The sequence below is a fragment of the Bradyrhizobium sp. WSM1417 genome (assembly GCF_000515415.1).
GTDB lineage: Bacteria > Pseudomonadota > Alphaproteobacteria > Rhizobiales > Xanthobacteraceae > Bradyrhizobium.
Window position 1 is genome coordinate 639,148 of the sequence record NZ_KI911783.1, and the last position, 25,845, is coordinate 664,992.

20 protein-coding genes are annotated in these 25,845 nt (G+C 64.4%); 6 read left to right on the plus strand and 14 right to left on the minus strand.

Going from position 1 to position 25,845, the window contains the following annotated elements; genetic code table 11:
• Positions 1 to 50 precede the first annotated feature (50 nt).
• The 6 genes from BRA1417_RS0103125 to pcaF form a co-directional block, all read right to left on the minus strand.
• Complete coding sequence (locus BRA1417_RS0103125; RefSeq protein WP_027514570.1) at positions 51 to 1,139, minus strand: phosphotransferase; 1,089 nt, start codon at positions 1,137 to 1,139, stop codon at positions 51 to 53.
• A 48-nt stretch (positions 1,140 to 1,187) separates the two neighbouring features.
• Positions 1,188 to 2,879: a methyl-accepting chemotaxis protein gene (locus BRA1417_RS0103130; protein ID WP_027514571.1), complete on the minus strand. Its 1,692-nt coding sequence runs from the start codon at positions 2,877 to 2,879 to the stop codon at positions 1,188 to 1,190.
• 208 nt (positions 2,880 to 3,087) lie between these two features.
• Positions 3,088 to 3,678, minus strand: coding sequence for a protocatechuate 3,4-dioxygenase subunit alpha (gene pcaG / locus BRA1417_RS0103135; RefSeq protein WP_027514572.1), 591 nt, complete (start codon positions 3,676 to 3,678; stop codon positions 3,088 to 3,090).
• A complete protein-coding gene (pcaH, locus tag BRA1417_RS0103140) occupies positions 3,679 to 4,380 on the minus strand; it encodes a protocatechuate 3,4-dioxygenase subunit beta (protein WP_027514573.1) in 702 nt (233 codons plus the stop codon).
• A gap of 92 nt (positions 4,381 to 4,472) precedes the next feature.
• Entirely contained in the window at positions 4,473 to 5,366 is an 894-nt protein-coding gene (locus BRA1417_RS0103145; RefSeq protein ID WP_027514574.1) for a dioxygenase, read from the minus strand.
• Positions 5,367 to 5,482: 116 nt separating this feature from the next.
• Positions 5,483 to 6,691, minus strand: coding sequence for a 3-oxoadipyl-CoA thiolase (pcaF, locus tag BRA1417_RS0103150; RefSeq protein ID WP_007598148.1), 1,209 nt, complete (start codon positions 6,689 to 6,691; stop codon positions 5,483 to 5,485).
• Positions 6,692 to 6,907: 216 nt separating this feature from the next.
• Here pcaF and mutS point away from each other — a divergent pair, with 216 nt between their 5' ends.
• Complete coding sequence (gene mutS, locus BRA1417_RS0103155; protein ID WP_027514575.1) at positions 6,908 to 9,646, plus strand: DNA mismatch repair protein MutS; 2,739 nt, start codon at positions 6,908 to 6,910, stop codon at positions 9,644 to 9,646.
• A gap of 100 nt (positions 9,647 to 9,746) precedes the next feature.
• Here mutS and BRA1417_RS0103160 read toward each other — a convergent pair whose 3' ends face one another.
• From BRA1417_RS0103160 to BRA1417_RS0103185, 6 genes are all read right to left on the minus strand, one after another.
• Positions 9,747 to 11,423 carry a PAS domain-containing methyl-accepting chemotaxis protein gene (locus tag BRA1417_RS0103160; RefSeq protein ID WP_027514576.1) on the minus strand — a complete coding sequence of 559 codons (1,677 nt, stop codon included), beginning with the start codon at positions 11,421 to 11,423 and terminating at the stop codon, positions 9,747 to 9,749.
• A 358-nt stretch (positions 11,424 to 11,781) separates the two neighbouring features.
• Positions 11,782 to 12,585 carry a hypothetical protein gene (locus BRA1417_RS0103165; protein WP_027514577.1) on the minus strand — a complete coding sequence of 268 codons (804 nt, stop codon included), beginning with the start codon at positions 12,583 to 12,585 and terminating at the stop codon, positions 11,782 to 11,784.
• Between the two features lie 156 nt (positions 12,586 to 12,741).
• Positions 12,742 to 13,251, minus strand: a complete 510-nt coding sequence (locus BRA1417_RS0103170) for an OsmC family protein (RefSeq protein ID WP_027514578.1) — start codon at positions 13,249 to 13,251, stop codon at positions 12,742 to 12,744.
• 69 nt (positions 13,252 to 13,320) lie between these two features.
• A complete protein-coding gene (locus BRA1417_RS0103175) occupies positions 13,321 to 14,106 on the minus strand; it encodes an ABC transporter ATP-binding protein (RefSeq protein WP_018455896.1) in 786 nt (261 codons plus the stop codon).
• Positions 14,107 to 14,110: 4 nt separating this feature from the next.
• Positions 14,111 to 14,956: an ABC transporter permease gene (locus BRA1417_RS0103180; protein WP_027514579.1), complete on the minus strand. Its 846-nt coding sequence runs from the start codon at positions 14,954 to 14,956 to the stop codon at positions 14,111 to 14,113.
• A gap of 114 nt (positions 14,957 to 15,070) precedes the next feature.
• Complete coding sequence (locus BRA1417_RS0103185) at positions 15,071 to 16,042, minus strand: aliphatic sulfonate ABC transporter substrate-binding protein (protein ID WP_027514580.1); 972 nt, start codon at positions 16,040 to 16,042, stop codon at positions 15,071 to 15,073.
• A 187-nt stretch (positions 16,043 to 16,229) separates the two neighbouring features.
• Here BRA1417_RS0103185 and BRA1417_RS0103190 point away from each other — a divergent pair, with 187 nt between their 5' ends.
• The gene (locus tag BRA1417_RS0103190; protein WP_027514581.1) at positions 16,230 to 19,019 is read left to right on the plus strand and encodes a [protein-PII] uridylyltransferase; all 2,790 of its coding nucleotides are present in this window, start codon (positions 16,230 to 16,232) and stop codon (positions 19,017 to 19,019) included.
• Positions 19,020 to 19,029: 10 nt separating this feature from the next.
• Here the strand turns inward: BRA1417_RS0103190 and BRA1417_RS0103195 are convergent, their stop codons facing one another.
• Entirely contained in the window at positions 19,030 to 19,560 is a 531-nt protein-coding gene (locus BRA1417_RS0103195) for a methylated-DNA--[protein]-cysteine S-methyltransferase (RefSeq protein ID WP_027514582.1), read from the minus strand.
• A 9-nt stretch (positions 19,561 to 19,569) separates the two neighbouring features.
• Between BRA1417_RS0103195 and BRA1417_RS0103200 the strand changes: the two genes are divergently transcribed.
• The 3 genes from BRA1417_RS0103200 (at position 19,570) to BRA1417_RS0103210 (ending at position 22,820) form a co-directional block, all read left to right on the plus strand.
• Positions 19,570 to 20,013 (plus strand): DUF1304 domain-containing protein, encoded by a 444-nt coding sequence (locus BRA1417_RS0103200; RefSeq protein WP_027514583.1) that lies wholly within the window; start codon positions 19,570 to 19,572, stop codon positions 20,011 to 20,013.
• A 135-nt stretch (positions 20,014 to 20,148) separates the two neighbouring features.
• Positions 20,149 to 21,375 (plus strand): ABC transporter substrate-binding protein, encoded by a 1,227-nt coding sequence (locus BRA1417_RS0103205; RefSeq protein ID WP_027514584.1) that lies wholly within the window; start codon positions 20,149 to 20,151, stop codon positions 21,373 to 21,375.
• Positions 21,376 to 21,593: 218 nt separating this feature from the next.
• Positions 21,594 to 22,820, plus strand: coding sequence for an ABC transporter substrate-binding protein (locus BRA1417_RS0103210; RefSeq protein ID WP_027514585.1), 1,227 nt, complete (start codon positions 21,594 to 21,596; stop codon positions 22,818 to 22,820).
• A gap of 61 nt (positions 22,821 to 22,881) precedes the next feature.
• On the opposite strand, the gene BRA1417_RS0103215 is transcribed toward BRA1417_RS0103210, so the two are convergent.
• Complete coding sequence (locus BRA1417_RS0103215; RefSeq protein ID WP_027514586.1) at positions 22,882 to 23,307, minus strand: DUF1330 domain-containing protein; 426 nt, start codon at positions 23,305 to 23,307, stop codon at positions 22,882 to 22,884.
• A gap of 167 nt (positions 23,308 to 23,474) precedes the next feature.
• Between BRA1417_RS0103215 and BRA1417_RS0103220 the strand changes: the two genes are divergently transcribed.
• Complete coding sequence (locus tag BRA1417_RS0103220; protein WP_027514587.1) at positions 23,475 to 25,688, plus strand: transglycosylase domain-containing protein; 2,214 nt, start codon at positions 23,475 to 23,477, stop codon at positions 25,686 to 25,688.
• Positions 25,689 to 25,845: the final 157 nt, after the last annotated feature.

Below are 25,845 nucleotides of genomic sequence, written 5' to 3' on the forward strand. Positions count from 1 at the left end.
TATGGGTCCCGGCCTTCGCCGGGACGACAGCGGTTTTGTGGTGCGAGCAGTTACAAAAGCTCCTCGCAGCCCAAATCCTCGACCGCCATCATCACCCGCTCCAGATTATTCCACCAGATCAACGGCGGGAGGTTGATGCTCCATTGCCAGACCGGCCTCGTGATGTGCCACAGCACCGACAGACGATAGTCCTGGTCGAGCGCGCCGCGCGTGTAGCCGCTGACGCCGCTGGCGATCAGCGTCTCGTGATACAGATTGAGCAGCGGCCGCTCGAGCATCTGCCTGCGGTCCGGATACCACTGCATCGCCATCATGTAGGCGAGGTCACTCGTAGGCACGTTGATGCGCCACTGGTCGAAATCGAAGATGCGTGCGGTATCCGCGACACCGGGGCGCGGCAGCAGGAAATTCCAGATGTGGGCATCACCATGGGCAATGCTGATGTGACGTCGCGAATGGTAGCGCTGGGATAGCCGGTCCGAGTGCTCGATCAGGCGGCGGTAGAGGGTGCGGCGCTCTTCACCGAGGCGATCGCCGAGCAGATCGGCAAAACGGTCGTAATGGCCGGCGAAGGTCTCCATGTGCTGCCTGCGGTCCTCGGGGCTCGCCCAGGTACCGACGGTATCACCAAGACCAGGATGGTCCCACCATGCCGCATGCCAGCGTGCCAGCGTCGTGACGATCGCCACCGCCTGCCCACGCGACGGCGGCAGCGGCCATTGGGTCGCGATCTCATGGCTGTCGGTGAGATCCTCGAGCAGCAGGTGCCAACCGAGGCTCTCCTCGTCGAAACTCCCGTCGAAGCAGCGCGGCACGAGCCCCTGCGGCATGCTTGGCGCAAGCTCTGTGTAGAAAACCACTTCCTGTCGACCCGCATCTGCAAGCGTTTCGGCGAAGTCGGAATTCGCAGTCTTCAGGATCAGCGATTGCGGCGCACCGGCGGACTCGCCGACATAGCGCAGGCCGAGGCGAACGATGTGTGAGACGACGGTGTCGCGCTGATGCAGCACCTTCACTTCGCGCACTGCACCAGCGTCCAGTACGCCACTCCTGCGCAGCGCAGCTGTCAGTTGGGCCGGCTCAACGACCGCCGGCAATTGTGGAGTTGTCATAACCACGATGCCCCTGCCTCGCGTCATCCTGCACGTTCACGGCCGCAGGCGCCAGCGAACGACGTCGCGCCCGGCTCAGGCCGCCGCTGTCGAGTCGCGCACCGTCCGGACCACGACCGACCGGAGCTGTTCGAGATTGGCCGCCATGCCGGCGATCGCCTGTCTGACCTCCGCGGCGCGCTCGTTCACGGAGGCGGCGTCGCGGCTGACATCACCGATCTTGGCCGAGACCTCCTTGGCCGCGGACGCCGATTCGGAGATCGACCGCGTGATCTCTCGCGTCGCCGCGTCCTGCTCTTCCATCGCGGCGGCAACCGAGGTGGCAACGCCGTCGATCTCGACGATGTGACCTCCCATGGTTTCGACTGCATCGACTGCGGCCTGCGTCGAGGCCTGGATCTCGGCAATCAGCCGCGCGATCTCCTCGGTGGATTTGGCGGTTTGGTCGGAGAGGGATTTCACTTCCGCGGCGACCACCGCGAAGCCACGGCCGGCCTCCCCGGCGCGCGCCGCCTCGATGGTGGCGTTGAGTGCCAGCAGATTGGTCTGGCCGGCGATGCCGCCGATGAGGTCGGAGACCTCGGCGATCTTCTTCACCGATCCGGCCAGCGTCTGGATGGTCGAGCGCGCCTGTTCCCGACCGGCGACCGCCGATTTCGTCACCGTACTGGTCCGCGCGACCTGGGTTGCGATCTCGCGGATCGAAGCACTGAGTTCTTCAGCTGCGGCCGAGACAGTCTGCGAGCTGCCGAGAGCCTGGTTGGAGGCGGCTGCGACCGCCTGCGATTGTGTCGAGAGCGACCTTGCGATCTCGGACAGACTGGAGGCGGCACGCTCCACGCCTTGCGTTGCGGCGCTCGCGGTGTCGACCGAGCGGCCGGTCTCGCGCTCGACGGTTTCGGCCATCTGGTGCAGGGCCTCACGTTTGGCGAGCGCCGCCTCCTGCGCCTTCTGCAACTGCTCCTCGCGCAGGCGGGAATTCTCGACCGCCGCCTGCTTGAACACCAGGAGCGCGCCCGCCATCGAGCCGACCTCGTCCTGCCGGTGCGCGAAAGGAATGTCGGCGGCGAGATCGCCGGTCGCGAGCTTTTGCATCGTGCTGGTCATGCGCACGATCGGGCGCATCACGCCGAGGGCGACGCCGAGCAGGCCCGCCGCAATGAAGGCGAGGACGGCGGCGGAGACGCCGAGGAGGATATAAAGCATGGAGCTGTCGCGGTCCGCGGCCAGCTTCTCCATGTCGGCATTCTGCTTGTTGGCGCTCTCGACGATGCTGTCGATGATGGCGCGATGCGCGGTGTAGGCGTCCTTGAGCTGCGCGTAGGCGCGCTCGGAAGCGGCCGTGTCCTTGGCCTTGAGCGCGGGGAGGAGCTGGTCGGACAACAGCTTCCAGAATTTCTGCACCTCGACGTCGGATTTCGACACCAGGGCCGTCTTCAGGTCGGCCGAGAGGCTGGAGGTGACCCAGAATGCCTTGCGCTCGTCGTAATCCTTGCGGAGCTGGACCAGGCGTTCGCCATGAGCCGCCAGCTGGTCGGGCTCGCGCATGGCGAGCGTGGCCTCGAGGTAGGCCTCGATCACATATTCCGGCGGCGGCAGGATGTCGGCGATGAGATCGTTGCCCAGCTTGATGTCGGAATAGAGCGGGCCGCCGACCTTGAGCTCTTTCAAGGCGTAAAGGCTGGTGGAGACCACGGCGGTGAAACCGATCGCCAGAACGACGCCGAAAGCAATGATTGCGGAAGAAAGGGAAAGGCGAATTTTCATGGAACAATCCAATGGGGCCGCGCCGAATCCCACGGACCCTAAAGGATTACGGTAAACACGGGATTGCATCGCGCGGAAATTGCATCGCGCGAACTCCGGAAAAATACGGGAAACGGCGTCAGGTGAACGGTTTCGGGCAGCGAAGCCTGGGTCCGTCCTCCGCTGTCGTCCGGGGTCGGCGCTCCGCCTGTCCGGGACGACGCTGGACTCACACGTCGAAAAACACCGTTTCGTTGTCGCCCTGAAGCCGCAGGTCGAGCCGGTACACCGGCTTGCCGGCCTCGCGCACGGCCGTCAGCGTGGCGCGACGGTCGGCGGGCACCACCGCCAGCACGGGATCGGCGGCATTGCCGGCCTCGTCGCTGAAATAGATGCGGGTATAGAGATGCCGCAGCATGCCGCGGCCGAACACCGCAAGCAGGATATGCGGTGCCTGCGGCTTGCCGTCGGGATCGGGCACCGCGCCCGGCTTGACGGTTTCAAAGGAATAATTGCCGTCCTTGTCGGTGCCGCAGCGGGCAAAGCCACGGAAGCTCGCATTCGGCAGCGCGCGCTTGTCCTGCGGATCGGCAAAGCGCCCCTGCGCGTCGGCCTGCCAGATCTCCAGCATGACATCGGGCACGACGACGCCATCTCCGTCGAACACGCGGCCCTCGATCCGGACGCGATCGCCGGTGACGTCGGGCGTCAGGGTGGAGTTGGTAAACGCATCGTTCCAGGCATACTCGCCGGTCGGCGTCAAGCCATATTTGAAGAACGGGCCGACGGTCTGCGACGGCGTGATCCCATTGTCCTGCACTTAATGGTTCTCCATAGGGGTGGCGTTCTTGCCGCGCAGCACGATGTCAAAGCGGTAACACAGCGCCCATTCGGGCTGGGTGTTCTCGAGATCGAACGATGACACCATCCGCGCCCGCGCCTTTTCGTCCGGCACCGAATTGAAGATCGGATCGAACGGGAATAGCGGATCGGCCGGGAAGTACATCTGCGTCACGAGACGCGTGACGAAGGAATGGCCGAACACCGAGAGATGGATGTGTGCGGGACGCCAGGCGTTGTGATGATTGCCCCAAGGATAGGCGCCAGGCTTGATCGTGACAAAGCGATAGTAACCGGAGGCGTCGCTCACGGTGCGACCGGCGCCCGTAAAGTTCGGATCCAGCGGCGCCGGATGCTGGTCGCGGACGTGAACGTAACGGCCGCAGGAATTGGCCTGCCAGATCTCGACCAGCGAGTTCGGCACGCCGCGGCCGTCCTCGTCGCGCACATGGCCGTGCACAATGATGCGTTCGCCGAGCGGCTCGCCAGTGTGTTGGGTGGTGAGGTCGTTGTCGCCCTCGCGCACGGTCTCGTGGCCGTAGACCGGGCCGGTCAGCTCCGACAGCGTATGGCGCATCGGGATCAAGGGCTTGTTCGGCGCGCGCTTGATCGAGCTCTTGTACTCGGGCGACAGCGGCAACGGATGCGCCGTGTTGCTGTCGACGGGATAGATGAATGTCATTGGCGAACTCCTCCCCCGGCCCTTTTCCGACCGGTCTACGCTTCCGCCAATCATTATAGGATATAACTAATTGGGGGAAGCGGCTTTGCGCCCTATTTGATCGGCGGACGCGGCAGGACGGCCTCGCCGGCTTCGAGCCGGTAGACATGGTCGAGCGAATACCAGGGCGTCGCGACGTCGCGCTCGGACGGATGTGGCGTGTCATGGCGCAGGAACTTGCCGATCAGCGCCTTGGTCACGCCGAACTGCACGTCGCTGTCGATATGCGGATCGGCGGGGTCGTAGACCTGCGAGATCAGCACCTTGAATCCGGGCTTGAAGACCAGCGCGTGCAGGTGCGCGGGACGATAGGGATGCCGGCTCTGCGCCTCCAGAAGGCGGCCGACCACTCCGTCGGTCGGAATGGGATAGCCGACCATCATCACGGAGCGGAAGGAGAAGCCTCCGTCCTGGTCGGTCGTAAACTTGCCGCGCAGGTTCATGTCGGCCTGCTCGGGGTCCTGGTTTTCATAGAGACCAACCGGCGACGCGTGCCAGACGTCGACCTCGGCGCCCGCAACGGGACGGCTGTCCTTGCCTACGACGCGGCCGTTGACGAACAGCGGCGCGCCTGGGGTCTCGGAGCGGACGATCGATCCGCCATTCTCCACCCGTGGCGAGTTCAACCGCCAGAACGGTCCGAGCAGCGACTGGTCGGTCTCCGTGTTGCCCTCATCGCCATTGTTCAGCAGGCACACCAGCGGCGAGACGCCGAGCGAGCCTGCCATCAGCACAACCTCGTTATGCGTGTCGGTCGAGAGCTTGCCGAGTTCGGCGATCACAGCCGTGGCGTCGCGGAATTCCTTCTCGGTCAGGCGAACGTCGCGAACAAAACCGTGCAGATGCTTGACCAGGGAGACCATGATCTGGCGCAGGCGGGGATCGGATGTCCGCTCCATCACCGCCAATGCCGCGGCCGTGACGTCCTGCTCGCCCGCGATGATCATGGGCTACTTTCTCCCTGTCGTTCCGGGGCAGCCCGACAGGGCTGAACCCGGAATTTCGAGATCCCGGGTTCGGTGCAAATGCACCGCCCCGGGATGACGGAACGCTGCCCGTCCGGTCAGTTCAGCTTCTCGATCGCGACAGCCACGCCCTGGCCGACGCCGACGCACATGGTGGCGAGCGCCAGCTTGCCGCCGCGCTTCTCCATGCCGTGCACGGCGGTGAGCGCAAGGCGCGCGCCGCTCATGCCGAGGGGATGACCGAGTGCGATCGCGCCGCCGTGCGGATTGACGAAATCGGCATCGTCGGCAACGCCGAGCTGGCGCATGCAGGCGATCCCCTGCGAGGCAAAGGCTTCGTTGAGCTCGATCAGGTCGAAATCGCTGATTTTCTTGCCGAGACGCTCCATCAGCTTGCGGGTGGCCGGCACCGGGCCGATGCCCATGATGCGCGGCGGCACGCCGGCCGAGGCGAGGCCGAGGATGCGCGCGCGCGGCGTCAGGCCGTGCTTCTTCACGGCAGCCTCGGATGCCAGGATCATCGCGGCGGCGCCGTCATTGACCCCGGAGGCGTTGCCGGCCGTCACCGTGCCGGGATTGCGCACGATCGGCCTGAGCTTCGTCAGAGCTTCGAGCGTGGTCTCGGGGCGCGGGTGCTCGTCCTTGTCGACGGTGACGGGGCCAGCCTTGCCGCCGGGAATGGTGATCGGGATGATCTCCTCGGCGAAATAGCCGGCCGCAATCGCGGCGCCCGCGCGCTGCTGCGAGCGGATCGCGAAGGCGTCCTGATCGGCGCGCGAGACCTGGAATTCCTCGGCGACGTTCTCGCCGGTCTCGGGCATCGCGTCGACGCCATACTGCGCCTTCAACAGCGGATTGATGAAGCGCCAGCCGATCGTGGTGTCGAAGATCTCAGCCGAGCGCGAGAACGCTTCCTGCGCCTTGCCCATCACGAAAGGCGCGCGCGTCATGGATTCGACGCCGCCGGCAATCGCAAGCTCGATCTCGCCGGAGCGGATGGCGCGGCCGGCGGCACCGACCGCATCGAGACCGGAGGCACAGAGCCGGTTCAGGGTCTGGCCCGGAACCGAATCCGGGAGGCCCGCAAGCAGGAGCGCCATGCGTGCCACGTTGCGGTTGTCCTCGCCGGCCTGGTTGGCACAGCCGAAGAAGACCTCGTCAACCTGTGCCCAATCGAGATTGGGGTGCTTGGCCATCAGAGCCTTGATCGGGGCCGCAGCCAAGTCGTCGGCACGCACCTTGGCGAGCGAGCCGCCAAAACGGCCGATCGGGGTCCGCACGGCATCGCAGATAAAGACGTCACGCATCGTTGTTCTCCCTGAATGCCGCGATCCGGCCTGAATTCTTCAATGTCGACGGAGTTTTAGGAGGGCGCCCGCGGCAGGTCAATTGACCGATACGCCCGTGTTCCGAGGGGGACGCGCGCGAGTTGCGCATGCCGCGGTGCGGACAACGTGGAAAACCTCTCCTCCGCGGCCAAAGCGATAGGAGCGCGGGGTGAAATTTTGTAGGTTGCGCCGCCCATGACAATGCAACAACCGATCCCTGTACCGCCCCCTGACGATACGCCCGCGCCGCAGGCGGAAGCCGCCGCACGCGTCACGCCGATGATGGAACAGTACCTTGAAATCAAGGCGGCGCATCAGGGCCTCTTGCTGTTCTACCGGATGGGCGACTTTTACGAGCTGTTCTTCGAGGACGCAGAGATCGCCTCCAGGACACTCGGCATCGTCCTGACCAAGCGCGGCAAACATCAGGGCGCCGATATCCCGATGTGCGGCGTGCCGGTCGAGCGCTCCGAGGATTATCTGCACCGGCTGATCACCGCCGGCCACCGGGTCGCAGTGTGCGAGCAGACCGAGGATCCCGCCGCCGCCAGGGCGCGCGGCAACAAGAGCGTCGTGCGCCGGGGCGTGGTGCGACTGGTCACACCGGGCACGCTGACCGAAGACACGCTGCTCGACGCGCGCGCCAACAATTACCTGCTGGCGCTGGCGCGCGCGCGCTCATCGGCGGGCGGTGACCGCTTTGGCCTCGCCTGGATCGACATCTCGACCGCCGAATTCATGGTGACGGAATGTTCGGGCGGCGAACTCGCCGCGACGCTCGCGCGCATCAATCCGAACGAGGTGATCGTCACTGACGCGCTCTATAACGATAGCGAGCTCGGACAGACCCTGCGCGAGCTGCCGGCGGTGACGCCGCTGACCCGCGACGTCTTCGACGGCGCCACCGCCGAGAAGCGGCTGTGCGACTATTTTGCCGTCGCAACCATGGACGGACTGTCGCAGCTCACGCGGCTGGAAGCCACTGCTGCCGCCGCTGCCGTCACCTATGTTGACCGCACCCAGGTCGGCAAGCATCCGCCGCTGTCGCCGCCAGCGCGTGAAGCCTCGGGCGCGACCATGGCGATCGATCCGGCGACGCGCGCCAATCTCGAACTGACGCGGACGCTGGCCGGAGAACGCCGCGGTTCGCTGCTCGATGCGATCGACTGCACGGTGACCTCGGCCGGCTCGCGCCTGCTGGCGCAGCGGCTTGCCGCGCCGCTGACCGATGCGACGGCGATTGCGCGGCGGCTCGATGCCGTCGGCAGCTTCGTTGCCGACTCGGCCGCGCGCGAGGACATCCGCAGCATCCTGCGTGGCGCCCCGGACATGTCGCGGGCGCTGGCCCGTATATCCGTCGGCCGCGGCGGACCGCGCGACCTCGCCGGCCTGCGCGACGGCATCATCGCCGCCGACCAGGTGCTGACGCGGCTTGACGAACTCGACCAGCCGCCGCAGGAGATCGCCGCGGTGACGGCGGCGCTGCAAAGGCCATCGCGCGAGCTCGCGGCGGAATTCGCCCGGGCGCTCGACGATCAACTGCCGCTGATCAAGCGGGACGGCGGGTTCGTTCGACAGGGCTATGAGCCTGCGCTGGACGAAACGCGAAACCTGCGCGACGCCTCGCGCCTGGTGGTGGCCTCGATGCAGGCGCGCTACGCCGACAACACGGGTGTGAAGGGTCTCAAGATCCGGCACAACAACGTGCTCGGCTATTTCGTCGAAGTCACCGCGCAGCACGGCGACAAGCTGATGTCGGCGCCGCTGAACGCGACCTTCATCCACCGCCAGACGCTGGCCGGCCAGGTCCGCTTCACCACCTCGGAGCTCGGAGAGATCGAAGCCAAGATCGCCAATGCCGGCGACCGCGCACTCGGGCTCGAGCTCGAGATTTTCGAGCGGCTCTGCGCCAAGGCGTTGGCAATCAGCGAGGAGCTGCGCGCCGCCGCCCATGCCTTTGCGCTGCTCGACGTCGCGACGTCGCTTGCCAAGCTGGCGATCGACGAGAACTATGTACGGCCCGAGGTGGACTCGTCTCTCGGCTTTGCGATCGAGGCCGGCCGTCATCCGGTGGTCGAGCAGGCCTTGAAGCGCAATGGCGAGCCATTCATCGCCAATGCCTGCGACCTCTCGCCGGGCCCTGCGCAAAAGTCCGGCCAGCTCTGGTTGCTCACCGGCCCAAATATGGCGGGTAAATCGACCTTCCTGCGCCAGAACGCGCTGATTGCGCTGCTTGCTCAAATCGGCAGTTTCGTGCCGGCGACACGCGCGCGGATCGGCATCATCGACCGCCTGTTTTCGCGTGTCGGCGCCGCCGACGATCTCGCCCGCGGCCGTTCCACCTTCATGGTCGAGATGGTCGAGACGGCTGCGATCCTGAACCAGGCCGGCGAGCGCGCGCTCGTGATCCTCGATGAAATCGGCCGCGGCACCGCGACCTTCGACGGCCTCTCGATCGCCTGGGCCGCGATCGAGCACCTGCACGAGAGCAATCGTTGCCGCACGCTGTTCGCGACGCATTACCACGAACTGACCGCGCTCTCCGCAAAGCTGCCCCGGATGTTCAACGCGACCGTGCGGGTGAAGGAATGGCAGGGCAACGTCGTGTTCCTGCACGAGGTATTGCCGGGTTCGGCCGATCGCTCCTACGGCATCCAGGTCGCCAAGCTCGCGGGCCTGCCGCCGGCCGTGATCACGCGCGCCAAATCGGTATTGGCGAAGCTGGAAGCCCAGGACCGCGGTCAGACCGCGCGCGCGCTCGCCGACGATCTGCCGCTGTTCGCAGTGCCCTCGCGCGCCGCCGCAGAAGCCGCCCCACCGAGCGCGGCCGAACTGCTGATGGACGCGCTGAAGGCGCTGCATCCGGACGAGATGTCGCCACGCGAAGCGCTCGATGCGCTGTATGCGTTGAAGGCCAAGCTGCCGAAGCAGTGACGGTGCCGTAGGTGGTCAGCCGAAGGCGTAACCCACCACCTTTGCCATCGCGCGAGAAGTGGTGGCTTACGCTGCGCTAATCCACCTACGCTTCTGACCGCTATGCCCTCGCCGAGATCGCCGCTGCTTCCGCTGCAGCGCGCTGCATGCTGGTCGACATCTCGTTGGTCACGGTGCTTTGCTCTTCGATTGCCGCGGCCGTCGACGTCACATATTCGCTGACGTTGCTGATGGCCGTCTTGATCGAAGCCAGGGCGGTGACGACGTCTCCGGAGATGCCGTTGAGGCTGCCGATCTCCGCGCCGATCTTGTCAGTGGCCTGCTTGGCTTGGTTGGCGAGGCTCTTGACCTCCGAGGCCACCACCGCAAAGCCCCGACCGGCTTCGCCGGCGCGGGCGGATTCGATGGTGGCGTTAAGGGCCAGGAGGTTGATCTGCCCGGTGATGTTGTTGATGAGCTCGACGATCCCGCTCATCGCCAGCGCCGCTTCAGTGAGGCGCTGAGCCTGGGCATCAGCGGACGCGACCTGCTCCACCGCGCTCATCGCGGTCTCGCGCGATTTGGTCATGGCCTCGGAAATCTCCCGCACCGAGGCGTTCAGCTCTTCCGATCCGGCGGCGACCGATTCCATCATGCCGCGGACGCGCTCGTTGCCCATGCGGACCAGCACCTGCTTCGTGACGTCGGTCGCATATTTCACGACCTTGAACGGCTTGCCGTTGAGATCCATGATCGGGTTGTAGGAGGCCTGGATATAGACCTCCCTGCCGCCCTTGCCGATGCGCTTGTATTCGGCCGCTTGGTACTGACCGCGGTTGAGCGCCGCCCAGAACTCGCGATAGCCATTGCCATCGCGCTCCGACGGCTCGACGAACATGCTGTGGTGCTTGCCCTTGATCTCCGCCAGCGAATAGCCGAGTGCGCCGAGGAAATTGGAGTTAGCGGTGATGATCGTGCCGTCCATGTTGAACTCGATCACGGCTTGCGCCTTGTCGATCGCCGCGATCTGGCCCGCAAGGTCGGCACTCTTGAGCTTCTGTTCAGTGACATCGGTCGCGAACTTCACCACCTTGGTGGGCCTGCCCTTCTCGTCGAAAACGGGATTGTATGAGGCTTGGATCCAGACTTCCTTGGCGCCCTTGCCGATCCGCTTGTATTCGGCGGCCTGATATTCGCCGCGGTTGAGCGCGGCCCAGAACTCACGATAGGCCGGGCTTTCGCGTTCGACAGACGGAACGAACATGCTGTGATGTTTGCCCTGGATCTCGTTCATCGTGTAGCCGAGCGTACGCAGGAAATTCTCGTTGGCGGTGAGGACCGTGCCATCCATCGCGAACTCGATGACCGCCTGTGAGCGGTTCGCGGCCGCAACCTGCCCCCCGAAGTCGAGGTTCTGGAGGCGGATCGAGGCATCCGACCATTCCACGACAGTTCCGGCCCGGCTCCCGTCTTCGTTCTTCAGCGGTGTCGCGACGAGGTCGAATTTGTGGCCACCGACCTGGATCATTGCGCGATGCACCGCGCTGAGGCTCGCCAGCATCTTGCGCTGATGCTGGGGATTCTTATGAAACACATCGATGTTGGTTCCAACGAGCGTGGCCACGTTGAAGTGGGGCAGTTCTTTCTTGAGGTCGGACTCAGCCGCGCGCAGCAGGTCTGTCACCGCGTCATTCATGTAGACGATGTTCAGGTCGTTGTCGGCCACCATCAGGTTGGCGCTCACGGCCTTGGCAGCCATCATAACCAAAGCACCACTATTCGACTTGCGCTTGAACATGGTCTCTCCAAATTGATCTGGTTGTGCTCGGTGCCACGGACCGATGGCCGATAAAAAAACGGCGGAGAACGCTAAACTGGACGCCAACAAGTCCAAGTATAGGACGCAAGCAGAAACAAACCGCTAACTAAGCTATCGAAAAATGGCACGCGCGAGTGATTGAAGAACGCTCGAAACAATCTGCACCGGCGCGCCGACGCATCGACAGATGAATGATCATTCAATGACTTAGCGGGGCGATGATGCCTAGCAAGAACGAAGAGCGCACTGCAAAGTGCAACTGCTGCCGCGCGTCAGCCCACCACCGTAGTACTGCGGGTGACTTCGGTTTCTGCAAAAAGTCTGCTTGACGATGCTGTCAGGCCTCGTTGCCTCTAAGCTTCCGCCGGCCCCTCCACCACAGCGTCAGATTCCAGGTCACGCAAGTGCCAAGCGCAAGAGAGAGTCCGGCGGCGGAGCCGAACCACACGACCGCAACGTGCAACATGGCGATGGCCATTCCGAATCCGAGCAGGCCCCAAGCCGAATTGGCCAGCACCGCGGCGGTCGGCGGACCGCCGATGCGCGGATGCAGGATCACCATGATGCTGGAGAACACCACCGGATACAGCGCGATGATGCCGCTGATCCGGGGACCGACCCAACCCGAGGTCGAGACGACGATCGCGACCAGGGTCGCGACCAGTGCAGCCCGCATCGGCACGTCATACCAGCGCCGCGTCACCAGCGGCATCTTCACGTGGCGATAGCCCGCGAGCAGCGGAATGCAGATGCCGAACGCGATCAGATTGGCGGCGAGCCCGGCGGTGAGCGGCCAGTCGAACTGCTTGATGATCGATGCGAACACGATCCAGACCGCGACCGCGCTTCCGCAACTCACCAGAAGGCTGCGCCGCTGTGCCAGCACCACATAGGTAACGCACATGAAGATCGTCGCTGCATTGACCGGCAAGCTCGACAGAGCTCCCTGTGCGATGAAGGCGGCATCGTGGTCGAGCGCGAGAAAGACGTAGGACGGACCGGCGGAGACCGGCAAGGTCGCGACCAGCGCGCCGATCACCGGCCCTGAACGCTCGGTGATGATCGACGCCGTCACGACGAACGCCGCCGCGATCATCATGCGCAGAACGAGGATGAGGATGAAGTGGAGCTCGGGGGACATTTGTTTTGTCGTCCCGGCGAAGGCCGGGACCCATAACCACAGGCTTCCCTGTGTTAGACGAATGGCGGTTGTCAGTATCGCAAGACAATCAGCATCGGGATAATGGGTCCCGGCCTTCGCCGGGACGACACCGATTGTTGGAGTGCGGTCCGCGCCTTACATCCGCTGCATCGAGACCGAGACCTTCGGACCGTTCTTGATGGTCTGATAGACCACGCAATAGCGCTCGGTGAGCTTGAGCAGCAGGTCGAGCTTGTCTTGCGGCGCATCAGTGTCGACCTCGAAGCGCAGACGGATCTCGGCGAAACCGACCGGGGTCTCCTTGTCGACGCCGAGCGTGCCGCGGAAATCGAGATCGCCCTCGGCGTAGACGTTGCCGGTCTTCAGCGGCACCTCGATCGCGGTCGCGACCGATTTCAACGTGACCCCGGCGCAGGCGACCAGCGCCTCGAGCAGCATGTCGCCGGAGCAGAGCTCGAGGCCGGAGCCGCCGGTTGCGGGATGCAGGCCGGCCATTGCGATGGCGCGGCCGGTCTCGACCTTGCAGGCGATGCCTTCGCTGTCGGTCGAGCCCTTGGCCTTCAACGTGATCATCGCGGTCTTGGGGTCGGTCTTGTAGCGCTCCTTGATCGGGGCCTGCATCTGGCGCAGTGCTGCGGCGTCCATTTTGTCTCTCCCGGGAAAATTGCCTCTACGAAGTACCGGATTGCGATGTACCGGCTCGGAGAGAAATTGTCACCACCACATGGCCTGACCGGGACCCTGGGTTGCGTCACGGTCGGGCACGCTGCGGTCGAGCGAACGGTCGAGTGACGTCAGCACACTTCGCTTGAAATTCTCGAACAGCGGCGAATTGCGGTCGCGCGGCCGGCCGAGATTGATCTCGATCTGGTCGAACAGCCGGCCCGGCCGCGGCCGCATCACCAGCACGCGGTCGGCCAGCACCACGGCCTCGTCGACGTCATGCGTGACGAGGATGAGCGTCGGCCGCGTGTCGGCCCAGAGATCGAGCAGATGATCCTGGAGGTCCCTGCGGGTGAAGGCGTCGAGCGCCGAGAACGGCTCGTCGAGCAAGAGCACCTCGGGCTGCGGCACCAGCGCGCGGGCGATCGCGACGCGCTGTGCCTGCCCGCCCGAGAGCTCGCGCGGCCAGGCCTGCGCTTTCTCGGCGAGCCCAACACGCTCGAGCGCACGCGCCACCTTTTCACGCCGCTCAGTCGCGGGCCCATCGGCAAGCCCAAAGCCGATATTGTCGGCGACGCTGAGCCAGGGCAGCAGCCGCGGCTCCTGGAAGATGATGCCGATCTTGGCATGCGGCGCGGCGATCGCCTCGTTGTCGAGCGTCACCGTGCCCGAGCTTGCGCGGTCGAGGCCGGCGATGGCGCGCAGCAGCGTGGACTTGCCGCAGCCCGAGCCGCCGATGATGGCGACGATCTCGCCTTGCCTGATCTCGGCGGAGAAGCGCGCCAGCGCCTGCACGCCGTTGGGATAGGTCTTGCTGACCCGGTCGAGCGCCAGCATCGCCTTATGCTCCCGTCGCACGCCCGAAGGCGTCCTGCCAGCGCAGGAAGGGCGCAGCCGCGATCTCGATCAACCAATCCGTGAGCTTGCCGAGGATCGCGAAGATCACGATGGCGGCGAGGATCTGCGCGGGCTTGCCGAGCTGCTGGCCATCGAGCAGGAGATAGCCGAGGCCTTCGGACGCGCCGATCAGCTCGGCCGCCACCACGAACATCCAGCCCAGACCAAGACCGACGCGCAAGGACACGACATAGGCCGGCAGCACCGCCGGCAGCAGGATCCGCCGGATCATGGCAGGTCCAGAGAGACGGAAGGTGCGACCGACCTCGACGATCTTGCGATCGACAATGAGGATCGCGCCCATCACGCCGAGATAGACCGGGAAGAACACGCCGACCGCGATCAGCGCGATCTTCGAGGTCTCGAAGATGCCGAGCCAGAGAATGAACAGCGGCACCCAGGCCAGCGAAGGGATCGCGCGCAGCGCCTGCACGGTCGGATCGAGCAGCCGCCGCGCCAGCAACCAATAACCGGATATGGCGCCGAGCAACGTGCCCGCGACCACGCCGAACGCGAAACCAAGACCGACGCGCCACAGTGTCGCGGCGATGTGACGGACCAGCTCGCCGGAGCGGGCAAGATCAACGATGGTGGCGAACACGCGCGAGGGCGGCGGCACCAGGCGGCCATTGGACCAGCCGAGCCAGACCAGGAACTCCCAACCGAGCGCGAGGATGAGCGGCAGCAACACACCCAGCAATGGACGCGCATAACGCGACAACCACGAAGGCGCGGCGGCGCTTTCGGCCGGTTCCGTAGTCTGTTGCAGGACTGGCGCGTCAGAGATCATGGCCGGTAGGAAGCGCGTCTGGTCAGGGATTGCAAGGGCGCGCGGCATTCTCGGCGTTATCCCGGGCTCGCTTCGCGCCCCGGGACGACGACCGAGTTTGCCGCGCACCTGCCTTCAATTCGTCGGCAGCGGAACTTGGTCGTCGATCAGAGCATCCAGCGTTGCCTTCACATCGACCTTGGCATCGACCACGCCGGCCTGTTGCAGGGCGAGGCCCGCGGCGAGGATCGATTCGCGCTGGGGTGCGCCGATGCGGCTGTGGGTCAGCTCGGTGCGCTCCTTGAGCTGCTTGTCGACGACAGGTTCCGGCAGCTTGGTCACGGCCATGAACGTCTTTTTGAGCTCGTCGTAATTCGCCAGCGAATACTTTCGCGCTTCCTCGTAAACGGCAAGCACGCGGCGGGCGGCGTCCGGATAGTCTTTCAAAAACTGCTCGCGCACATTGAGGATGCCCCAAGTGTTGGCGTCGGCCTTGCGGTAGAACAGTTTCGCGCCGTCCTCGACCTCGGCCTGCGCCATCATAGGATCGAGCCCGGCCCACGCATCGACGTCGCCGCGGATCAGCGCGGTCTTGCCGTCGGCGTGCTGGAGCAGCACGGGCGTGATGTCCTTTTCGGTGAGACCTGCGCCAAGCAGCGCGCGCACCAGGAAGATGTGCGGATCGGTGCCGCGCGTCACCGCGACGCGCTTGCCCTTGAGGGCCGCGACATCAGCGATCTTGGAATCCTTTGATGTCACCAACGCCGTCCATTCGGGACGCGAATAGACGTAGATCGACTTGATCGGGTTGCCGTTGATACGTGCAACAAGCGCCGCCGAGCCCGCGGTCGAGCCGAAGTCGATCGAGCCCGCATTGAGGAATTCGAGCGCCTTGTTGGAGCCGGCCGACTGCACCCAGGTGACCGTGATGCCGTCCTTGGCGAACTCCTTTTCCAGGAGCCCCTTCTGCTTCAGGACCATCGACACAGGATTATAGGTCGCCCAGTCGATCCGGATTTCCTTGAGTGGATCCGCCGCTCGCGCCGCGGGGGACATGGCAAGAGCGACCGCTCCCGCCAAAAGTATGCGTCGTGTAACTTTAGTCATGCCCGGCCTCCTCAAAACTTCATTGTTTTTCAATGAGTTATATCTAGAGGTCAACGAGAAAATCCGTCCCTCGAAAGCACGCCGGCTGAGAACAGCTTTGCTCAAAGCCGCACCTTTCCAGCATGGAACGACTATTGCGAGAGAATGGCGGGTGACAGCGCCTGCCGCCTCTTATATCCGGTGAGACATGGACAGCGTCGCGACTGAGCACAAGGCCGAGGTGGACGATCGCTTCGACACCGCGCGGATCACCGCCGCGGTCGATGCGCTTGCCGAGAAGCACCAGGGACGCGAGGACGCGTTCCGCACGGCCATGGCGCAATTGCTCAAGGCCGAGCTGATTGCGTCGCGCGCCGCGGCACAGACGATCCTGCTGAAGGACCGCCACGGCCGGCACTGCGCCGAGCGGCTGTGCCACGTGCAGGACGAGATCATTCGCATCCTGTATTCGGCCGCGACCCGCCATCTCTACCGCTCGCCGATCCCGAGCGGTGCTGAGCGCATGGCAGTGGTGGCGACCGGCGGCTATGGCCGCGGCCTGATGGCTCCGGAGTCCGACATCGATCTGCTCTTCATCCTGCCCTACAAGCAGACCGCCTGGGGCGAGCAGGTCGCCGAGGCCATTCTCTATTGTCTCTGGGACATGGGGCTGAAGGTCGGTCACGCCACGCGCTCGGTCGACGAGTCGATCCGGCAGGCGCGCGGCGACATGACCATCCGCACCGCGATCCTGGAGACGCGCTTCCTCACCGGCGACCGGCCGCTCTATGACGAGCTGGTTGCCCGCTTCGACAAAGAGGTCGTGCAAGGCACCGCGTCCGAGTTCGTCACCGCGAAACTCGCCGAGCGTGAGGAGCGGCATCGCCGCGGCGGTCAATCGCGATATCTGGTCGAACCTAACGTCAAGGACGGCAAGGGCGCTCTGCGCGACCTGCACACGCTGTTCTGGATCGCGAAATACGTCTACCGCGTGAGCGACACCGACGAGCTGGTCGACCGCGGCGTGTTCGACGCGCAGGAATACCGCACCTTCCGCCGCTGCGCCGACTTCCTCTGGTCGGTGCGTTGCAATCTTCACTTTTACTCCGGCCGCGCCGAAGAGCGCCTCTCCTTCGACCTGCAGCGCGAGATCGCGGTCCGGCTCGGCTACACCTCGCATCCCGGCATGCAGGACGTCGAGCGGTTCATGAAGCACTACTTCCTGGTCGCCAAGGAAGTCGGTAACCTCACCGCCATTCTTTGCGCCAAGCTCGAGGACCAGCAGGCCAAGCCCGCACCGGTGCTGAGCCGGATGATGGCGCGGCTGCGCCCCACCGCGGTGAAGCGGCGGGTGCCCGACAGCGACGACTTCATCGTCGACAACAACCGCATCAACGTCGCCGCGCCCGACGTGTTCAAGCACGATCCGGTCAATCTGATCCGCATCTTCCGCCTGGCGCAGAAGAACAATCTCGCCTTCCACCCGGACGCGATGCGCGACGTGACGCGTTCGCTTGGCCTGATCAACGCGCAGATGCGCGAGAATCCGGAGGCCAACCGGCTGTTCATGGAGATCCTGACGTCCGACAACGCGGAAATCGTGCTGCGGCGAATGAACGAGACCGGCGTGCTCGGCCATTTCATCCGCGCCTTCGGCAAGATCGTCTCGATGATGCAGTTCAACATGTATCATCACTACACCGTCGACGAGCATTTGATCCGTTGCGTCGGCTTCCTCCAGGACATCGAGCGCGGCGGCATCGAGGAATTCGCGGTGGCGAGCGACCTGATGCGCAAGATCCGGCCGGAGCATCGCTCCGTGATCTACATCGCGACCCTGCTGCACGACGTCGCCAAGGGCCGGCCCGAAGACCACTCGATCGCCGGCGCCAAGGTGGCGCGACGGCTTTGCCCACGGCTCGGCTTCAGTCCGGCCGACACCGAACTCGTGGCCTGGCTGATCGAGGAGCATCTGACGATGTCCACGGTCGCACAGTCGCGCGACCTCTCCGACCGCAAGACCATCGAGAACTTCGCCGCCGTGGTGCAGTCGGTCGAGCAGATGAAGCTCTTGACGATCCTGACTACCGCCGACATCCGCGGCGTCGGCCCGGGCGTGTGGAACGGCTGGAAGGCGCAGCTCTTGCGCTCGCTGTACTACGAGACGGAACCGGTGCTGACGGGCGGGTTCTCGGAGGTTGACCGCGGCAAGCGCCTCACGGCCGCATACGCCGAATTCCGTAACGCCTTCGCGGAATGGCCGGCGGAAGAGCTCGACGCCTACATCGGCCGGCACTATCCGGCCTATTGGCTCAAGGTCGAACTGCCGCGCAAGATCCGCCACGCGCGCTTTGTCCGTGCCAGCGAGCAGGCCGGCCACAAGCTCGCGATCAATGTCGGCTTCGACGAGGTGCGTGGCGTCACCGAGCTGACCATCTTCGCCGCCGACCATCCTTGGCTGCTGTCGATCATCGCGGGCGCCTGCGCCTCGGCCGGCGCCAACATCGTCGACGCCCAGATCTACACCACGACCGACGGGCGCGCGCTCGACACGATCTCGATCTCCAGGGAATACGACCGTGACGAGGACGAGGGACGGCGGGCGACGCGCATCGGCGAGATGATCGAGGACGTGCTGGAAGGCAAGCTGCGTCTGCCCGAAGTGGTGGCGCGGCGCACGGTGCGCGGCAAGGCGCGGCCGTTCGTGATCGAGCCGGAAGTGACCATCAACAACCAGTGGTCCGACCGCTACACCGTGATCGAAATGTCCGGCCTCGACCGGCCCGGCCTGCTCTACGAGCTGACCACCGCGATCTCGAAGCTTAACCTCAATATTGCGTCTGCCCATGTCGCGACCTTCGGCGAGCGCGCCCGCGACGTGTTCTACGTCACCGACCTCCTGGGCGCACAGATCAGCGCGCCGACACGCCAGGCCGCGATCAAGAGCGCGCTGACCCACGTGATGGCCGGCGACAAGCAGGTTCAGCCAGCGGCGTGAGCGGAGAGATCTAGACCGCCACGCCCTCGTGCCGCAGCAGCCAGAGCTTGCGCTCGAGGCCGCCGCCGTACTTCACCAGAGAACCATCGGCGCCGATCAGACGGTGGCACGGCAGCACCACGCTGATCGGGTTGGAGCCGTTGGCATGGCCGACGGCGCGAATGGCCTTGGGCATGTCGATCCTGGCGGCGAGCGCGCCGTAACTCATCGTGGTGCCGGCAGGGATTTGCGCCAACGCATTCCAGACCTTCTGCTGGAACGGCGTGCCGGCGATGCGCCAGGCAATGCCTGAGAGTTGGCCGAGATCGCCGTCGAAATAATCCGACAGCGCAGTCCGCATGGCTGCGGGCGCGGGCTGGTCACGCAACTCCACCACACCGTAATGCAGGCGCAAGAGCTCGCGCATGCGGTGCTCGTAATCCTCCCAGTCGAGCGCGCGCAAGGCGCCCGCAGCGTCGGTGACCAGCAGCGCAATCCCGATCGGCGTCGCCAGCCGATCGAGGCCGAAGCTTACAGGTGATTTGGTCGGTCGCGCGGGCATTGCGGCACCATGGCATCGAAACACGCCATCGCACTTGCCACGCCCGCCGTGCTAACGTCCACCCGAAAGCTGACGCTGGGGGAGCTCAACTTGATTTGGATCGCGAATATTTTGGTGGCGCTGGTCGCCGCACTGCACGCTTACTTCCTGATCCTGGAGATGTTTCTCTGGGACAAGCCGCAGGGCTTGAAGGTTTTCCGCAACACGCCGGAGAAGGCAGCGACCACAAAGGTGCTGGCCGCCAACCAGGGGCTCTATAACGGCTTCCTGGCCGCGGGCTTGGTCTGGGGGCTGGTGCACGGCAATCCCGCCTTCGCGTTCCAGATCAAGGCGTTCTTCCTGCTCTGCGTGATCGTGGCGGGCGCTTATGGCGCAGCGACCGTCAGCACGCGCATCCTGATGGTGCAGGCCCTGCCGGCGGCGCTCGCTCTGCTAGTCTTGTTCCTGACCTGAGACGCCATAGCGCGGCGCCGCGATCCTTGCGCCCCGCCTGCCGTTCCTCCACAATCTCCGACAGCGATGGCGACCGTTGGCAATCAACGGGACAAGACCGTCGGTCGGAAATTCCGTCAGGAGGAACAACCCCACATGAGCAATCGCAGAGCCTTCATCACTGCCACGACGGCGCTCGCCTTCGCGTTCTCCGCCAACCAAGCTCTCGCCCAGAAGAAATACGACGCCGGCGCGAGCGACACCGAGATCAAGATCGGCCAGACCGTGCCGTTCTCCGGGCCCTATTCCGTCTACGCCAATATCGGCAAGACCCAGGCCGCCTATTTCAAGATGATCAACGATCAGGGTGGCATCAACGGCCGCAAGATCAATCTGATCCAGTATGACGACGCCTATTCGCCGCCGAAGACGGTCGAGCAGGTGCGCAAGCTCGTCGAAGGCGACGAAGTGCTGTTCACCTTCCAGATCATCGGCACCGCCGCGAACGCCGCCGTGCAAAAATATCTCAACGGCAAGAAGATCCCGCAGCTGCTGGCCTCGACCGGCGCCGCGCGCTTCAATGATCCGCAGAACTATCCCTGGACCATTGCCTATAATCCCAATTACGTGTCCGAGGGACGCATCTACGCCAAGTACATTCTCAAGGAGCATCCGAACGCCAAGATCGGCGTGCTCTATCAGAACGACGACATGGGCCGCGACTATCTCGCGGGCCTCAAGAGCGGTCTCGGCGACAAGGCCACCAGCATGATCGTCGGCGAGGTGTCCTACGAGGTCACCGATCCGACGGTGGACTCGCAGGTGGTCAAGCTGAAGTCGTTGGGCGCCGATCTTTTCTATGATGCCTCGACACCCAAGTTCGCGGCGCAGGCGATCAAGAAAGTCGCCGAGCTCGGTTGGACGCCGGTGCACATTCTCGACATCAACGCGAGCCCGATCTCGGCGACGCTGAAGCCGGCCGGCCTCGATATCTCCAAGGGCATTATCTCGACCCAGTACGGCAAGGAGCCCGGCGATCCCCAGTGGAAGGACGATCCGGGCGTGAAAGCCTTCTTCGCCTTCATGGACAAGTATTTCCCCGAGGGCGACAAGCTCAATACCGTCAACACCTATGCTTATTCCGTCGCCGAGTTGCTGACGCAAGTGCTGAAGCAATGTGGCGACGACCTGTCCCGTGAGAACGTGATGAAGCAGGTTGCCAACATCAAGGACTTCACCCCGAGCTTCGCGCTGCCCGGCATCAAGATCAACACCGGGCCGAACGACTACCGCGTCAACAAGCAGATGCAGATGATGAAGTTCAACGGCGAACGCTGGGAGCTGTTCGGCCCGATCATGGAGGATGCGGGTCCAGCGGGTTAGATTTCACAGTCTGGGTTGCGCCCGGTGGACGCGTTTCGCGCATCCGCCGGGCTGGCCCCCTTACGAACCTGCTACGAAGCAGCGCATGCTACGAACTACGGGCGCACGCCCAGCTTGCGTTGCAACAACGCCTCCTCCACTATCGCCCTCAGCGGTGACGTCCGGTGCGCACAAACGCACCCGATTGATCACCGGCAATAAACAATGAGGAAATGCGAATGAGGAATGGAATTCTGCATCTGGCCACTGCAACGGCGCTGACCCTGGCGCTGTCGATGCCGGCGGCCAATGCCCAGAAGAAATATGATCCGGGCGCCAGCGATACCGAGATCAAAGTCGGCCAGACGATGCCGTTTTCTGGACCGGCGTCGGCCTATTCGTCGATCGGCAAGACCCAGGCCGCCTATTTCAAGATGATCAACGACCAGGGCGGCATCAACGGCCGCAAGATCAATCTGATCCAGTATGACGACGCTTACTCGCCGCCGAAAGCCGTGGAGCAGATTCGCAAGCTCGTCGAGAGCGACGAAGTCCTGCTGACCTTCCAGATCATCGGCACGCCGGTGAACGCAGCCGTGCAGAAATATCTCAATTCGAAGAAGGTGCCGCAACTGTTCGCGGCGACCGGAGCCTCGAGGTTCACGGATCCGAAGAACTTTCCGTGGACGATGGGCTTCAACCCCAACTACTTCGTCGAAGGCCGCATCTACGGACAGTACATCCTGAAGGAGCATCCGAACGCCAAGATCGGCGTGCTCTATCAGAACGACGACCTCGGCAAGGACTATCTGAACGGCATCAAGGCCGGCCTCGGCGACAAAGCTGCCAAGATGATCGTGACTGAAGCTTCCTACGAAGTCTCCGATCCGACTGTCGATTCGCAGATCCTCAAGATCAAGGATGCCGGCGCCGATTTGTTCTTCAGCGCCACCACGCCGAAGCAGGCGGCCCAGGCGATCAAGAAGATCGCCGAGATGGGCTGGCATCCGGTGCAGATCGTCGACATCAACGCCACCTCGGTCGGCGCGGTGCTGAAGCCGGCCGGCCTCGACGCCGCCAAGGGCCTGATCAGCGTCAATTACGGCAAGGAACCGCTCGATCCGACCTGGAAGGACGATGCCGGCCTCAAGAGGTATTTCGACTTCATGGCCAAGTATTATCCGGATGGCGACAAGGATTCGAACTTCAACACCTACGGCTACAGCACGGCGCAGCTGCTGGTCCATGTGCTGAAGCAGTGCGGCGACGACCTCACGCGCGAGAACGTGATGAAGCAGGCCGCGTCGCTGAAGGACGTGACCAGCGACACCGCGTTGCCCGGCATCAAGGCCAACACCTCACCGACCGACTACCGGGTCAACAAGCAGCTTCAGATGATGAAGTTCAACGGCGAACGCTGGGAGCTGTTCGGCCCGATCATTGAGGATGCGGGTCCGGCGGGTTAGTTCTCGGAAGCAACTGCCTCAACGCTGTCATGGCCGGGCCAAGCCCGGCCATGACAGAAAATCACTCCGGCACCTCCCCAAAATTCTTCCCCACCGGCAGCACCGCGTGCCGAATGAGCCGTGAATCCTCCACTGCGGCCTGCCTGTGCTTCACCGCTTCGCGATAGACGGGATCGCGGATCATCTCGACGAAGGCGGCAACGCTTGGGTATTCGGCGATGAAGCAATGGTCCCAGCGCTCGGTCTCCGGGCCGATCAGCATCAGCTCGAATTTGCCCTGCCACACGATGCGGCCGCCGAGGCGTTCGAACACCGGGCCGCTCTCGCGGCCATAGGCCGCATAGGCTTCCGCGCCGCTGGCCTTGCGGCCATCCGGATAGGCTGCCTCCTTGCGCAAGCGCACCAGGTTGAGCATGTGGATCGGGCCGGGACGGTCGTTGTCCCGGAACTGCGCGAAAATCTCCTTGGTTGGATCGATGTGGCCCATCTGAGCTCCCTTTTGTTTTATGCCGGCGATCCTAGCTCTGCCGACCTCCCAGCGGAACTGCGGCCATCGAATGCCGCACCTCCTAATCACGCGTTAAGCTCTGGGTAACCGGGCCTTAAACAGCGACCGCTAGCGTGCGGCGGGGCGGGCTGACCGGGCGTTTGCGTATGGGGTTGGGAAAGAAAAAGGGTGGGCGGAAGGAGCCGTTGTTCGGCTTGCCTGCAGCACTCGCCGATCTGCGCCTGACCGCAGCCGACCGCATACCCGGCAGCGATGACAAGCCGAAGAAATCAACGAAATCATCCGCCAGGCGCAAGAGCGAGGATGCCGGCGACGAGCAGCCGCGCGAGCGGAAGGCGCCAGCCGGCCGCGGCAGTGCCAAGCGGCGATCGAAGTCGCGCATCGGCGCGAGCCTTGGCCGCCTGGTCTATTGGGGCGCGGTGCTGGGCCTGTGGGGCGCGATCGCCGTGATCGGCGTCGTGATCTATGTCGGCGCTCATCTGCCGCCGATCCAGTCGCTGGAAATCCCCAAGCGGCCGCCGACGATCCAGATCGTCGGCATCGACGGCAGCATGCTGGCGCAACGCGGCGAGATGGCCGGCGCCAACGTCTCGCTGAAGGATCTGCCGCAATATCTGCCCAAGGCGTTCATCGCCATCGAGGATCGCCGCTTCTATTCGCATTTCGGCATCGATCCCGTAGGCATCCTGCGCGCGCTCGTCACAAACGTGCTCCATCGCGGTGTGTCGCAGGGCGGCTCGACACTGACGCAGCAATTGGCGAAAAATCTGTTCCTGACCCAGGAGCGCACCATGGCGCGCAAGCTGCAGGAAGCGGAGCTCGCGATCTGGCTGGAGCGCAAGCATTCCAAGAACGAGATCTTGGAGCTTTATCTCAACCGCGTCTATTTCGGCTCCGGCGCCTATGGCGTCGAGGCCGCCGCGCAGCGCTATTTCGGCAAGTCGGCCAAGAACGTCACCGTCGCGGAGGCCGCGATGCTGGCCGGCCTCGTCAAATCGCCCTCGCGGCTCGCGCCGAACCGCAATCCCGAGGGCGCGGAAGCGCGCGCGAAAATCGTGCTCACGGCGATGGCCGATGCCAAATTCATCACCGAGGCACAGGCGCAGGCCTCGATCGGCCAACCCTCCTACAATGTGAAGCCGGTCGGCGCCGGCACGATCAACTACGTTGCCGACTGGATCGGCGAGGTGCTGGACGATCTGGTCGGCCAGATCGACGAGAGCATCAAGGTCGAGACCACGATCGATCCGAAGCTCCAGAGCGTGGCGGAAGCCGCCATCATCGACGAGCTGGCAGCCAAGAGCGTGAAGTTCAACGTCAGCCAGGGCGCGCTGGTGGCGATGACGCCTGACGGCGCGGTGCGCGCCATGGTCGGCGGCAGGAACTATTCCGAGAGCCAGTACAACCGCGCGGTCACCGCCAGGCGCCAGCCGGGCTCCTCGTTCAAGCCTTTCGTGTACCTGACCGCGCTGGAGCAGGGGCTGACGCCCGACACGCTCCGCCAGGACGCGCCGATTGAGGTCAAGGGCTGGAAGCCTGAGAACTACACCCACGAATATTTCGGCGCGGTGACGCTGACCCAGGCGCTCGCGATGTCGCTCAACACAGTCGCCATCCGCCTCGGCCTCGAGGTCGGGCCGAAGAACGTGGTGCGCACCGCGCACCGGCTCGGCATCTCGTCGAAACTCGAGCCCAACGCCTCGATCGCGCTCGGCACCTCCGAAGTCTCGATGGTCGAGCTGGTCGGCGCCTATGCACCATTCGCCAATGGCGGCTTCACGGCGACGCCGCATGTCGTCACGCGGATCAGGACGCTCGGTGGCAAGCTGCTCTACATGCGCCAGCCGGACGAGCACAACCAGGTGGTCGACCCGCGCTATGTCGGCATGATGAACGCAATGATGCGGGAAACGCTGATCAGCGGCACCGCCAAGAAGGCGGAGATCCCGGGCTGGCCGGCGGCTGGCAAGACCGGTACCAGCCAGGACTACCGCGACGCCTGGTTCATCGGCTACACCGCCAACCTCGTCACCGGCGTGTGGCTCGGCAATGACGACAATTCGCCGACCAAGAAGGCGACCGGCGGCGGCTTGCCGGTGGAAGTCTGGTCGCGCTTCATGAAGACGGCGCACGAGGGCGTGCCGGTGGCAGCGCTGCCGAGCTCTCCAGGTGGCTGGGGCCTGTCGAACCTGGCGCAGGCGACATCGCAGGTGTCGGCACCAACAGCGGCAGCGCCCGCACCGCCACCTGTCAACAACGGCGGCTATCGTCCGCCGCCGACGCGCGCCAATGCGCGGCCGGAGGCAGCCGCAGGGCTCGACGGCTGGCTGATGGACCGGCTGTTCGGCGGGAATCGATAGGTTCTGCGTGGGGTACGGGTGACCTCACAAAAACTGCGAAAACAACCCCATGCACAGTAGCCGAGGATAACAAAATCAACGGCTTGCGCGGGCAGCACATACGCTTGAATCGCGCGCGCGGCTGTCATTCCCCGCGAACGCGGGAATCCAGTACGCC